This is a genomic window from Candidatus Neomarinimicrobiota bacterium (assembly GCA_021734025.1).
Classification (GTDB): Bacteria; Fidelibacterota; JAANXI01; order JAANXI01; family JAANXI01; genus JAANXI01.
In genome coordinates this window covers 65,392-79,622 of the sequence record JAIPJS010000013.1, presented here as the reverse complement: position 1 = coordinate 79,622, position 14,231 = coordinate 65,392, and the positions used below count along the sequence as shown (strand labels likewise).

The window sequence follows — 14,231 nt, the reverse complement described above, 5'->3', positions numbered from 1 at the left end:
CTGTAAAAATATAGTCCATAGGATCACAGAGCTATTTCACGCCTACGATCTCCAGCTCTGGATCCTGTTTGCAGGATGGATAGTCAGTGCAATGGGCTTTGCCATGGTGGTCCCCTTTATCAGCATTTACTTTCACCTGGAACTTGGCGTTTCTATGACGGTTGTCGGTAGTTTCTTTTTCATCACGGCAATTATCCGCGCTGGCTCCCAAATAATCGCCGGGAATCTGAGTGACAGTATCGGCCGCCGGGGCATAATGATATTCGCGCAGATTGTCCGTGGCATCGTTTTCTTTGGAGTGGCAGTCTCCATTTATTTCCGGATGAGTTTTCTCGCAACAGCGTTCATTCTGATAACCGGGTATCTGCTCGCCTCTTTTTTTCAGCCGGTAGCCAATGCTATGATTGCGGATATTGTCCCAAAAGAAAAACGGCCGGAAGCGTATGGCTTACTCAGAGTGGCGGCAAATATCGGCTGGGGTATCGGACCGGCCGCCGGCGGTTTTCTGGCAAAATATTCCTATGCATCACTCTTTTTTGTAGCTGGTATTTTGGCAATTCTCTCCGGCATAACAATTCTTCTGTTTATCAAAGAATCAAATCTGAACCGGCGAAAAATACAACGGTCCTCATTTCACCCCAAAACCGTATTTCGGGTATTCACCGATCGCAAATTTTTCCTGTACTGCGGCATCTCGCTCATGATGTTTCTCACAATGGCCCAACTCATTGCCACTGTCTCGGTTTACGCCAGAGAATCCATCGGAATCTCAAATATTCAACTCGGATTTATCTACAGCGCAAACGCCATAACCGTCGTCCTCTTTCAGATGCTTATTTCACGGGTAATTCGCCACCGTGATCTGTTTCTCGTCCTGAGTTTTGGCAGCATTCTATACAGTATCGGCTACAGTCTGATGGCGATCCCCGGCACCATGATCGGGATTCTCGTACTTGTCTTGATAGTGACGACCGCGGAGATGCTTGTGGGACCCGCAGCATCCACCATGGTAGCCAGGATGGCGCCGGATGATCGATACGGACACTACATGGGCGCCTTCGGTTTGTTTCAGACGTTGGGGTGGTCTATCGGTCCGTTTATTGGCGGACTGTTTTTGGATTTTGCGCCCAATCCGGTGATACTCTGGCTGGGTGTGTCAACTTTCGGCCTTATTGGCGGGATCGGATATTTGTGGATGCACCGCAAATATCCGGAAAACCGATACAACTAATACTCTTCGAAGGATGCCGGCTGATCAAGGGTTTCCGGATGCCGAAGACGGCGTTTGATGCCCCGGGCCAGCGCTCCGGCCTGGGCGCCATCCATAACTCGATGATCCATAGTTGCCGTCAGCGGCATCATCGAACGGATAACCACTTTATCCCTGATAACCACCGGCTTTTTCGTCACCTTTCCCATTACCAACACTGCCGGTACCTTTCCTATCGGAAACAGCGCCGCCATCCCTGTGGACAAGCCGTGGGTTCCGATGTTGGACAGCAGTACGCTCCCAAAGGGGTCTCGTGGTGCATCCAGGAACGGCAATTTAAACCCCAGATCATACATCCACCATTTTACGAACAGAAACACCGGGCGACGAAACGGCCACGGGATCTTTGCCAGCGTCGATTTGAAAGATTCTGCGCCGGTGTCTTCACCGCTCCGTTTCTTCTGGACTTCTTCATACAGATATTCCGCAATCTCCGAAACGGACAGTACCTGGGTTTTCGGTACCAGCACACCGGTCATATCCTTCCCGCGCTCCAGGGCCACCGACACGAACACCTCGGCATCGTCACGCATCACAACCTTGCCCCGGCGAATAAAGCAGTTGATACCCGGAATATCTTCATAGATAGTCCGGGCAATAGCGGCAGCCACAAAGTGGGTCATGGTCAGTTTATTCCCCTGCTTCCGCTGCGCGGTGATATATTCTGTCACCTCTGTCACATCCGCCTCCACAGTACCATAAATCCGGGCATCAGATGGAGGAGTATAGACGGCAGTAGACACTTTGCGCCACGGGGTCATGTGATCATTCGAAGCCATAGGTGTGCTTTCTGTTAAAGTTTGTCAGGAATGCGTGCGGTAGTTTATCGAAAGTGGAACTTCTCTGCAATAATAAACCGGCGAGGTGGGAGTCAGCGTTTGTAGCCGCCAGCCATTTCCGCCGCCCTGATCCAAACCTGAAGTTCTGACAGCCTGGGCGGTTCAATATCGCTGGCAACAGCTGCTGTTTCCAAAGATGGATAAAGCTGTTCAGCTTCCTCGTTAATCAAATCAGTCACCTCATTTATGCCGATGCTCCGGAGCAAATACGCGTGTTTTACTCCCATTCCTTTATGCAAAGCAAGAGTCGTTATTTTATACAACGAATCAAGTTGTGCAGCATTGAGCTGCATCTGGGCGGCCAATTCCGTGACCCCTTTATTGCTGATTCTGTGCCATAACTGTTCCGGTGTTTGAATGTGTTGAGATTCTAAGGAGTGAATATCTGCCGTACTCAGCGTCTGATATTCCGGGAAGACCGGCCGCCTGGATTGCAGCGTAATATCCAAAAGATTGACGTAAACCAGAACACTCAACGCCATTGCGATTACTCCGGCAGGCCAGTACCAGGGAGACAAGGATTTTTGTTTCTGGTTTTCATCAGACGCTTCCCAGGTGCGAGTTCCCCGGAAATAATAGCTGAACATGGTATAGAGCGCAAATGCCTCCAGCGCCAGCACCGGAAATCCCAAAAACCCCATCACCGGCATTTCAAACAGTTTGAGTTCTTCCAGCCCCGGGACAGTATAAATCCACTTGCACCGTGCCCAATAATTCAATCCCTCCCAGACGATACCGGCGAGTATTCCCCCAGATAGAAGCCGATACAGACGGCCGGGCCGGCCATTTTTCAGATCGCCGAGAATCGACGGGGCTCCGTTTTTGTAATTAATGTAATCCGGAATCCCCAGCGTCGCCCCCCAAACCATCCAGAAGGTATATGTCGGAAAAATCAGCGGTAACATCACGCAGGCCGCTCCAAACCAGAGAAAAAACTGTTGCAGCCCCTTTTCAACTGGAACCGATTTTGTCCTCATTCCAGTGAAAAATCCAAACGACTTAATCAATTCCGCATGAAAAAAGCAGGCGGGTAATACGGTCGCAAACGAAAACCACGCGAAGACCCCTTGATTCCAGTCGGAGTGGAGGGCATAAGCATAATACCAGTTTTTGATCACAAAATTATACGCTTCGAACAGAAACCAGAATGGTACTGACCAAAACAACATCTCCAGCAGTTCTCGCCTTCGGTGGGAGAGGAATGAATGCCGCTGCCTCCAGAAAATAACAGCGTCCACCACCAGCAGATACCCGTACCAGGCAAAGGCATACCAGACCACATTCCATTGGGGGATATCGGCAATGAGAAAGTACAGCCCGGCGGCTAACAGCGCTACCCCAATCAGCCACCACCAGGGATGTCGGGTACTTTGTAAAGTCACGTCGCTATGGTTTCCACTAATTTCCATCGAGTCGGGATCCGAGTGATGAGAAAGATAGGAAATCGCAGCCTGATAATAAACTGAGAGATGAATTTTTTTAAAGATTATGGAACCGCTTTTTCGCTACAGAGCATATCCACCCTCCGCTTCACTGGGATTGTTATCATATTATTCGATTTTACATTCCTGATATCGTAAATTAACAGCACTATTTATCCACAGCATCGACAGAAGGAGAAGGTATGTTCGAATTTGATATCATTGCTGGCGGACTACTCCAGCTGACGCTGGTCTTTCTTTACCTTGTTTACGGCGTTGTCTGCGCCGTTATTACAAACAAAGTGTTGCAGTATAAGGGATATGAGGATACGCCGGGCTGGACGATTGCCGCCCTCTTCTTTGGGATACTTGTACTTATCGGCGTGGCCGGGCTGCCATTAGCCGAGGATGCCATTCTGCCGGACCGGGATGACCTCAAGTTAACTCCCCGGTAAATCGGCTCTATTCTTGTGGAATTTCCACGCTAAGAGACTCCGCAGCGCTTCATTATCTTATGGAAATTCGTGCGGTTTATCCCCGCGTGTTCTGCTGCTTTAGTGACATTTCCGTCAAACTTTTCTAACAGATATGAAATAAATCGCCGCTCTACTGACCGGCTCGCCTCTTCGGCCACCGCTTTCCGGAGTTCGTCCATCTCCGCCCAGGTTTTCGGGATTTTACGGCTTATGGTCTCGGAGTTAAGTTGTTGATGACTGAGCATCGGTAAATCGTCGGGGCCTATCAGGTCTCCTTCAGTTAAAATAACCGCCCGGGTAATGTAATTCCGGAGCTCCCGGATATTCCCGGGCCAGGGGTACTGCTGGAGTATTTCGTACGCAGCGGATGAGAACGCCTTCAATGGCTTTTTCATTTCACGGCATGCTCGTTTCACAAAATGGTCAGCCAGCAATGGAATATCTGCCGGTCGGTCCCTCAACGGTGGGACCTGGATCGGTAATACATCCAGGCGGTAATACAGATCCTCGCGAAACTTTCCTTTGGCTACCCGTTCACTCAGATCCCGGTTTGTGGCGCAGATTATTTTTGCGTCGGTTTCGATGATGGTGTTGCCGCCAAGTCGCTCGAATTCTTTTTCCTGGAGCACACGTAACAACTTCGCCTGGGATTCCATGGAGAGTTCACTGATTTCGTCAAAAAATACGATTCCATCTGACGCAATTTCGAATTTGCCTGTTTTGCGTGATTCGGCCCCGGTAAAGGCGCCTTTTTCGTGCCCGAAAAGTTCACTCTCCAGCAATTGGTCCGGAATCGCCGCACAGTTGAGCGCAATAAAAGGCTTTTTCTTTCGCTGGCTGTGCTGATGTATTTGCCTCGCCACCAATTCCTTGCCGACGCCACTCTCCCCGCTGATGAGCACCGTGTTGAGCGAAGCAGAAAACAGATGGATTTTCTCCCGAACTTTTTCAATTGCTTCCGATATCCCAATCATCTCATGATATGCCGACTGGATCTCTTCCTGCAGAGTCTGTGCTTGTTCTTTCAGCCGCCGTTGCTCCAGAGATTTTTGAATCAATAGCGACAATTCTTCCATGTCCGGCGTCTTCGAAATGTAATCGAATGCCCCCTTCTGCATTGCCTGTACTGCTGTTTTGATTGAGCTGTGGTCAGTAATCATAATCACCGGAATATCTTCATTAATCCGCTTGATTTGCTCCAGCACATCGATACCGTTTTGATTGTCTCCCAGCATAAGATCCAGGAGAATGACGTCCGGTTCCTGTGACCGAATTTCCCGGAGCCCATCAGCCGGCGTATGGGTTTTGCGACACTGATAGTGCATTTCCAGCAACAATGACAAATCCTGAACAAATTGCTCATCATCATCGATAATCAATAATTGTGATTTCATGGCTGCACACCTTCATTCAATTCAAGGAGCATGGTTGTGCCTCTGTTACAGTTCGTCTCGTGTATCTCAATTCGCCCGCCATATTTTCCAAGGGTTTTCCTGGCCTGGAACAGACCGAACCCGGTGCCCTCAAAGGTAGAAAATCCGCTTTCAAACACCTGCTCCCGGATTTCATCGGCAATACCCTGACCATAATCCTTTATCAATATGCGAATCTTTGGCGTAACATGTTTGACCTGTATCTCAATACGGCGAATTTCTGCCATTTCAGAGGCTTTCACCGCATTCGTCACGCAGTTGTCTATAATTCCGGCTAGTTCGTACGAGGGGATGAGCGCCCAGAGATTCTCATCCGTGTCCGTCCTCCTGGATAAGGTAATATCGGCCATTTCCAGTACCGGTGCCAATCCTTCCGTTACATCGTGAATTACGGCGATCACATCGCAGGAAAAGTCCCTGAACACGGTCTCCCGGAGTTCCCGGAGGTACTCTTTCAGGTCCAGGATTGATTCCGCAATTTCCGCGTAAAGCCTATGCCGCTCCTGTGTACTTAATTCTGGATTTCCCACTTCACTCAGGCATGTTTCTATCCGTTGAATTCCGGTGCCATAGTCTTCAATGAGCTCCGGTTCAAAATCCAGCCGTGTAACGAATTTAAATATTTCCCTGAGATGTGGGCTAATATTCTCCCGAAATGCTTCACTTCGGTCATTGATCTGCTCTATTATTTTTGTGTTTAATCGATCCTTCTGAGTGACATTTCGTGTTAAAAGCAGCAGGCTATTCAGCGTACTCAGGGCCCATTCACCATGCTGGAACTGTCGAAGGAGCTCCAGGAGTTTCTCCTGTGCGGCATCACCAGCCATTTGCCTGTCCCGCCGCTGAACCTGATAAGACAACCCGAGCGGAAGCAGGTGCCCCACCAGTACCGTAGCAAGTGGCACCCCGAATTTCAGTGCCGGGGGCTCTTCAGCCAGAATGAGTACTAACACCCAAAACAGGGTATAATTGACGATAATTAGGAGCACAGCAAGGCGGTTGTTCCAGTGATATTCACGAATTCCAAAGGTCGTGCCGAGGTATGTACCGCTCATTGCCAATAGAAAAAGCAATCCGTAGTAGTAAAGATTCGGGTTCCGAAGCATCGAGAGTAATGCTCCGGGGAGCAGATAAACAGCCGAAAATATACGATTATACTCTTGGACAGTGATACGGGATCCCGCTGAGATGCTGCCAATCGTTTTCTTCGTTCCACCGGGGAATTCAACCCGTACGGCATATTGCCCCGTATCCGGCAGACCGAAATGGAGGACAGAACTATTTTGCATGGTATTTTCGAAGGGGCTTGTTCCGGCTTCCTGGTATCCCACCAAAAATTCGGACTCTCCGACAAAACCTGCTCTGTACAGCCATACTTTTGCTCCCCTGCCCGATGTTGGAGAACGGCTCCCCTGCAGGCTGATCCCGAGAAAAGTTTGTGTATTCAGTTGGTTCATCCACAAATGGTTTGCCCCATCACCCATACCAAAGATGTCCAGGTCACCATCGTTATCGACATCCCCCACGATGGTTCCGCGTATGCCGGATTCGATGAATCCGAGGTCATAATCCAGGCGTGCAAACCGCTCCCCTCTCTCGTTGAATAAAATGACCGGTATGGCAGCCATTCCATCTCTGGCGAGAAGTAACAAATCAGGGAAGCCATCGTTGTTAAAATCGCCCGAGTTGAGATGAGTGATATTTTTCCCTGGAATATCCGGCAGGAGATCCGACTGGTATTCAAGTCGAAATGTATCGGACACCGATATATTCCTAAGGAGCCTGACACCGAATTCTTCGGACTGTTCAATGATGTCCAGATCCCCGTCGATATCGAAGTCTATTGAAATTGCGCTCTGGGTATTGGTTCGCTCGGTGGAATCTAACCTGGGAATCCCATACTCCTCCCATTCGATGTCCTGCCTTGACAGGAACATCCGATTCTCACGCCAATAGTTGGAAATAAAAAAGTCCGGCGCTCCATCCAGGTCGTAATCCGCCATAGACAAATTCCGGTTCCAGCCGGTAAATTGCGGCTTTTCTGTCGTATCGGCGACAAGAAAGGAACCAAACCGCGTTTGCCTGATTCGGCGTGTGGTCCCTGGTTCTTTTTTATCCGAATAGTAAAACACCGTCAACAGATGGGGCCGGGCTTTCCAATCGGGGTAATACCACTCCATGTCCCTCAGGTATTCTACATCCGCCAGAGATAGAGTGACTGCAGAATACTGACTGAACCGAGCCCCGGACAATCCACGGTAAAACCGGAAAACATTGTCAGTCGGCGTTGTCGTTGCGAAGACTGCGTCGATAAGGCCATCTTTGGTAAAATCTTCAAAGGTGAAATGCGTAGCGCCGGAGAGGGTATCCAACCCCGTAAATTTTGAAATTTCCGAGAATACCAGATCCCCTGAATTCAGATATACCCGGTTCAACTGACTTTGCCCGGTATTTTGCACAAACAGATCAAGTAATGCATCGTTGTTGAAATCGATAAAGGCAGCTCCATGTGATCTGTCCAGAAGGTTTCCTTCGACATAGGCCTCGGTGCCGCGGTCCAAAAAATAAAGCGTTGGCGAAGACTCACGGATATAGATTGAGCCATCCCGCGTAGTCACCAGCAGATTGTCCTCGCCAAAAACCCGTACACTAAGTATTCGCTGTCTTGTAGGCACTGTCTCCCCCACCCACTTGGCTTCCGTATATCGATAGAGCCTCCCGTTGCTTTGAAAGAAAAATCCCGGCTGGATATTTGTATTGAGGATTCTACCGGGCTCCATACCGCGGTATTCGCTATTTATAAGAGATATTGAATCCCCCAAAACCCCGTAAATTTGTGCATCCGCCCCCAAAAGCAAAAGCTGGTTTCCATTCCATTTAAACTGAAGAATATCGTATCGCAAATCTTCAGGTGTCGAATAATAACGATACTGACCATTATAGTACCGATAAACCCCTTCACCACGGACACCAAACCACAGTCCACCGGAAGAATCCCTCGTCATTGCGGTGATATGGTTCTCAAACGGGGTACTGAAATTTTCCCAGGATCCGTCAGCAAATTTCAGGAGCCGTCCCCAATCACCAAATGAGTAGACTATCCCCTCCGGAGTTCGATAAAATTTGCGCATGGGCACATCGGCTACCGATTGCATCTTGTGCCAGGAATCACCCGAAAATTCGTAATAATGGGTGGAATACGCCGAGTCCACCAGCGCACAGATAAACTGGTTCTCACCGGATCGGATAAAGCGATGGGCGGTTCCGGATTGCGGTAGCTTTTCCGCAACACTCCAAGTACGGTTGTGATAATGCAGGAGCCGCTCCCCTCGCTCAAATACCCAGAAATCCTCGACAGACTCAGCAGAAACAATCAGGTAATCCATCCCCGGCCGGGGTGGCGACATACTTTGCCACGATCCCGCTCCGTACAGGATTGATGTCGAGATGCACCAAAGGGAGGCAAGCGCTACAGCGAAAAGTTTTCTCACAATAAAATTTACGAGTCCTCACAGGCGAAGCAATCCCTAATTGTTGCGGTCCGGAGCAACAGTGTTACCCTGTTACGCAACACGGTCGGCGAGTAGTCAGAAGTCTATTACTATTGCAAATTATTATAAATAATGCGTTTACGCTCTACCCGTACTTATTTGGTATACCATTTGAAGGTGATGGAATCAAGAGCATTGAACTCCGTGTCCTAAATCACAGGGACCACGGTCCGACTCCATAAACCGAATTAACGAACACATGGGAAGACGACGTGGAGAACAAACATTACCGCATCTGCCCCGAGTGCAACTTCTTTTGCAATGTCCAAGAAACCGATCAGTACTGTTCCCTGTGTGGCGCAGAACTTATTGAGACATGTCCGGAATGCGACAAGGCAATCGATAATCCGTATGCCAAGTTTTGCAAACATTGTGGTGTTCCTTATCCCGGTAGAAAGCCGTCTCAGGACAAGGGAATCCCGTTTTAACATATACAACAGGCTTAAAAATGAAATTAAAAATCAAAGATGACAAATATTTTCATAGGCACAACAGGCATAGATCAAATTCCACCACAGTGGGTGCTGGAATATATCGGCAAGGGCCACTTCTCGAAATAAATGTGAAACAGAAATTCGAAACCGATAGGGCAAAACAATGAAAAACAAACTCGGATACTTACTGGTAATGTTATTAGTCTTCACAGGAATGTTGTTTGCACAGATTGGCAAACAAACGATAACACCTGTAAAATCAATCCCACAAATTCAAACCCAAAAATTTGAATCCGCAATTACCTATGCCGGTAATGATACGCTATTGAATGAAAGTTTTGAAGGGGACCTGACCGGATGGAGTTATGCCGATAACGATGGGGATGCCTGGAGCATCTACAACGAAGACGCCACCTATGACGTTGCCCATTCCGGTACAAGTGGCGTCGGTGTGCTTTTCAACCCTTCGGGCAACGACGACTGGCTCATCACACCGCAGATGGCGCTGCCATCCACTGCCACAAATATCACTTTCTCCCTCTGGGCACGCTCTCATTCTGACTCGTGGTTGGAGGATTTTAACGTCAAGCTGAGCACCACTGGCAATGCCCTGTCAGGCTTTTCCGTGACTCTGGGATCGGTGACAAACGCCTCAGCCACTTGGACTCAATATACATACGATTTGACAGGCTATACCGGTGAATCCGTCTACCTTGCACTGCAGTGTGTTTCTGTGGATGACTATTATTTATTCGCCGATGATTTTCTGTTAATCGCCGAAGAAGGTGCACCTACAGTCCTCGCCGACTTCTCCGCCGACGCCACCTCCGGTACTGCTCCACTGACGGTCAACTTTACCGACCAGTCCACCGGCGCCACTACCTGGGAGTGGGACTTTGACAATGACGGGACACTGGATGCGACTGCTGATGCCAATCCGTCTTATACCTACAGCGATGCCGGGACTTACTCAGTCTCCCTGACCGTAACCGATGGATCAGGGACAGGTGACACGGAAACCAAGACCGACTATATCGTCGTGACGGAACCAGCCGGCGAGGCAATCACCTCAACGACCACTGGCGGCAGCTGGAGCGAAACCACCACATGGGTCGGCGGCGTGGTACCGACGGCAAGCGATAATGTCGTTATCGATGGCACCGTCAGCGTGGATGGCGACGTCCCGTGTAACGACCTGACTATCAAAACCGGAAAGGTCTTGCAGAATCTGGGGTATAGCGATGATCTGGAAGTCAACGGTTCGCTTTCGAATAACGGTACAATCCGCAACAATCCTGAAGGCTATGATTTTACAATTAATCTCCACGGTGACCTGGTAAACGCAGGAAGTATTGTAAACAGACAGATTTCATTTGTGGGCGCTACGAATCAGACTATCTCCATGACTACCTCAGCAGAATTTAATGGGGTTTACCTGGTCGATGAAGACTATACCAGCACCCTGACCGCGGCGTCCGATTTATTTCTCACCGACACAGAATTGCGCGGCAACGACTCGAGTAATCCGACGTCGTTCATTTTACCATCCGGTTCAGGATTTGACCTGAGCTTTTCCGGTGCGAATTCCAATACCAGTAATATCGAGATCACCGGAAATGGTAATGGTCTCAATATGAGCGACGGGGCGTACCTGTCATCAGATACTTATCTTGCGGATATCGTCCTAACGGGGACCATCCAGGTCGAGAGCGATTACGTCTATTTTACCGGCCCGTCTGTCGTGATAGAAGATACGCTGCAGAATTACGGCAATAGCGATGATCTGCAGGTACAAGAGGTGCTCAACAATAACGGCGTTATCCGAAATAGTCCGAACGGATACGATTTTAATATTGATCTGAACGGCGATTTGATCAACAACGGAAGCATCCGCAATTATAAAATCACCATGAACGGCACCGAGGATCAGACTATTTCCATGTCCTCTACTGCCGATTTTACCGGTGTTATCCTGGCGGATCCGGATAATTCTAGTAAAATTATTGCCGCGTCGGATTTAATCCTGCACAATACCGAAATCTCGTTCAATGCTTCGGATAATACCGGTGAGTTAGTCCTCCCGGCTGGCAGTGGATTCGGCCTGGTTCTCATTGGCGAGGATAGCCAAACGAACTATCTCAATCTGACCGGAAACGGCAACAGCCTGAAGCTATTGGATGGGGCGTATCTCTCCACCTACACTTTTCTGGCGGATATTACCCTGGAAGGTATCGTCCAGATCGATGAGGATTACGTTTACTTCACCGGGCCGTCCGTTATTCTGCAGGATACATTGCAGAATCTGGGATATAGCGATGATCTCCAGATTGAGGGTACTTTCACCAACAACGGACTCATCCGAAACAATCCGAACAGATATGATTTCAGCATAGATTTACCGGGAAATTTGATCAATAACGGAAATATCGCCAATTACCGGATAAACGTAAACGGTTCTGCCAATCAGACGATCACGTTAACCGGCGGAAATGCAATTGCTGCCGAGGTTGATTTTCAGTCGATGGTGGGCACTGGCGACTACCAGTGGTATCTGAACTCCAGCGCTATCACCGGAGAAATCAATGATCATCTGCTCCTGGAGGGGCTGACCACTGCGGACTATGGCGCATATTACTGCACCACCGATGCCGGGGATTCCAGAACGATCACCATCACAGGCGATGCGCCTTCAGTAACAGCAGCATTTACCGCAGACGTCACCTCCGGCGAAGCGCCGCTGGAAGTGAACTTCACCGACCAGTCCACCGGAGCAACCAGCTGGGAATGGGATTTTAACAATGACGGGACGATTGATTCCGATGACCAGAATCCTGCCTATACCTATAATTCGGAGGGAATGTACACCGTTTCGTTAACCGTCTCTGACGGTACCACTAGCGATACGGAGACCAAAACGGATTTTATTATGGTCACCGATGGAACCACGAACCTCGTTGCGGATTTTACAGCCGATCCCACTGCCGGCGCCGCACCGCTGACGGTGAATTTCACCGACGCATCTTCCGGCTCCCCCACCTCATGGGACTGGGATTTCGGCGATGGTAACTCCAGCACCGATCAGAATCCGACGCACGAATATACCTCAGCCGGAACCCACACGGTCTCGCTCACGGTGTCCGACGGCGACAATTCGGATCTGATGACCAAAACGGATTTTATCACGGTCACCGCCGGAGATGCCATTGTATCGACGGCCACCGGAGGCCTCTGGAACGAAACATCCACATGGATTGGCGGTGTTGTACCGTCGAAGGATGATGATGTGGTGATCGATGGCAACGTGGAGGTCTTTCTCAAAGACAGCTGTAACAATTTGACCGTCAATGCCGGGGATACCCTGCTCAACAACGGTCACTATTCAGATGATCTCGCCGTTATGGGATCGCTGACGAATAACGGAGTTATCCGGGATAATCCCGAGGAGATAAACGGTTACGATATCGACCTGAACGGTGATTTGGTGAATAACGGAACCATTGCGAACAACCGGATATTCTTCACCGGCTCTGGCGATCAGACGATCTCAATGTCTCAGGATGCCGGGTTTATCGGCGTGGATCTCTGGGATGAGGACAGCACTAGCAGCGTAATTGCCGGCTCGGACCTGGTACTCACCGATGTGATGTTATATTTCTATGATGAAGAAAACAGCGGGAAGCTGATCCTGCCGGCCGGTTCGGGGTTTGACCTCACCCTCACAGGCGCGGATGCAAAAACGAACTACATCAAGATCGTCGCGAACGGGAACAGCGTTGCGATGACGGACGGTGCGTATATGACCTACGGCACATACGTCTCCGATGCCGTGTTACAGGAGACTATCCAGATTGAATCGACGTCCGTGTTCTTCGACGGCGATTCGGTGGTTCTCCAGGATACACTCCAGAACCTGGACAGCAGTGACTGGCCGGAGATTTGGGGAACCTTTGTTAATTACGGCGTTATCCGGGAAAATCCCGAATTGGATTACGCTTTCGGTGTGACCTTCCGTGACAGTGTTATAAATGAAGGCACCATCACCGCCGACCTGGATCTGATGAGTACCGTTGATCAGGTATTGATTAATGCGGAGGATGCGGTACTCACGTCGTCGGAAGTTTCCATGTGGGCTATGACAGGCACCAGCGACTTCCAATGGTATAAAGACGAAAATCCTGTTCCGGATGAGGACCTGGATATACTGACGATCTACGATATTTCCGAGTCGGATTACGGCACATATTACTGTTCCACTGACGAGGGCGATTCCCGGGAAATCACCATTTCCAGTCCGACCACTGCTCCGGAGTTGATCGCCGATTTTACTACCGAACCCGTCTCCGGGATCCCGCCGCTGACTGTCAGGTTTACGGATGAGTCTATGGGTGATCCCGAAAGCTGGAACTGGGATTTCGGTGACGGCTCCACCAGTACCGAGCAGTCTCCGACACACGAATACACATCCGTCGGCCAATTTACCGTTCAGTTGGTGGTGTCGGCCGGTTCGGACACGGATACGCTCACCAGGGAAAATCTCATTGTCACATACGAAGAGAGCAAAGATCCGGGCGGCTGGTTTATGCAGAATCCGTATCCCACGGCAAATGACATCAATGCAATTGAATATATCGATAATTCAACAGCGATTGCAGTGGGTGCTGGCGGACTCATTCTCAGAACCACCGATGCCGGTAAATCCTGGGAAACTATTCCAAGTGGCACAAATGAATACCTGCAAGATGTGGATTTCCCGTCTGCTTCAACGGGTTATATCGGTGGCAATAATCCTGGTTATGGTGAACCAGGC

Annotated in this window: 6 protein-coding genes and 3 pseudogenes; 5 read left to right on the top strand and 4 right to left on the bottom strand. The window is 49.5% G+C overall.

Annotation, left to right across the window (positions count from 1 at the left end):
• Positions 1-91: 91 nt before the first annotated feature.
• Positions 92-1,231, top strand: a complete 1,140-nt coding sequence (locus tag K9N57_13205) for an MFS transporter (GenBank protein MCF7805138.1) — start codon at positions 92-94, stop codon at positions 1,229-1,231.
• Here K9N57_13205 and K9N57_13200 read toward each other — a convergent pair.
• Positions 1,228-2,049, bottom strand: a complete 822-nt coding sequence (locus tag K9N57_13200) for a 2-oxo acid dehydrogenase subunit E2 (protein MCF7805137.1) — start codon at positions 2,047-2,049, stop codon at positions 1,228-1,230. The genes K9N57_13205 and K9N57_13200 overlap by 4 nt on opposite strands.
• Before the next feature lie 92 nt (positions 2,050-2,141).
• The gene (locus K9N57_13195) at positions 2,142-3,518 is read right to left on the bottom strand and encodes a DUF4332 domain-containing protein (GenBank protein MCF7805136.1); all 1,377 of its coding nucleotides are present in this window, start codon (positions 3,516-3,518) and stop codon (positions 2,142-2,144) included.
• Between the two features lie 215 nt (positions 3,519-3,733).
• Here K9N57_13195 and K9N57_13190 point away from each other — a divergent pair, with 215 nt between their 5' ends.
• Positions 3,734-3,985 (top strand): hypothetical protein, encoded by a 252-nt coding sequence (locus K9N57_13190; protein MCF7805135.1) that lies wholly within the window; start codon positions 3,734-3,736, stop codon positions 3,983-3,985.
• Between the two features lie 29 nt (positions 3,986-4,014).
• On the opposite strand, the gene K9N57_13185 is transcribed toward K9N57_13190, so the two are convergent.
• Both K9N57_13185 and K9N57_13180 read right to left on the bottom strand, forming a co-directional pair.
• A complete protein-coding gene (locus tag K9N57_13185; GenBank protein MCF7805134.1) occupies positions 4,015-5,400 on the bottom strand; it encodes a sigma-54 dependent transcriptional regulator in 1,386 nt (461 codons plus the stop codon).
• On the bottom strand, positions 5,397-8,930 hold the full coding sequence (locus tag K9N57_13180) for an FG-GAP-like repeat-containing protein (protein MCF7805133.1): 3,534 nt from the start codon (positions 8,928-8,930) through the stop codon (positions 5,397-5,399). Before K9N57_13180 ends, K9N57_13185 begins: the two co-directional genes overlap by 4 nt.
• Before the next feature lie 1,125 nt (positions 8,931-10,055).
• On the opposite strand from K9N57_13180, the pseudogene K9N57_13175 reads away from it, so the two are divergent.
• From K9N57_13175 to K9N57_13165, 3 pseudogenes are all read left to right on the top strand, one after another.
• Positions 10,056-10,478: pseudogene (locus tag K9N57_13175) on the top strand (PKD domain-containing protein).
• 1,803 nt (positions 10,479-12,281) lie between these two features.
• Positions 12,282-12,566: pseudogene (locus K9N57_13170) on the top strand (PKD domain-containing protein).
• 18 nt (positions 12,567-12,584) lie between these two features.
• A pseudogene (locus K9N57_13165) lies at positions 12,585-13,949 on the top strand (PKD domain-containing protein).
• Positions 13,950-14,231: the final 282 nt, after the last annotated feature.

Bases quoted from the DNA above. Each gene is read 5' to 3' on its own strand.
- K9N57_13205 (MCF7805138.1), top strand. From the start codon at position 92: ATGGGCTTTGCCATGGTGGTCCCCTTTATCAGCATTTACTTTCACCTG.
- K9N57_13200 (MCF7805137.1), bottom strand. From the start codon at position 2,049: ATGGCTTCGAATGATCACATGACCCCGTGGCGCAAAGTGTCTACTGCC.
- K9N57_13195 (MCF7805136.1), bottom strand. From the start codon at position 3,518: ATGGAAATTAGTGGAAACCATAGCGACGTGACTTTACAAAGTACCCGA.
- K9N57_13190 (MCF7805135.1), top strand. From the start codon at position 3,734: ATGTTCGAATTTGATATCATTGCTGGCGGACTACTCCAGCTGACGCTG.
- K9N57_13185 (MCF7805134.1), bottom strand. From the start codon at position 5,400: ATGAAATCACAATTATTGATTATCGATGATGATGAGCAATTTGTTCAG.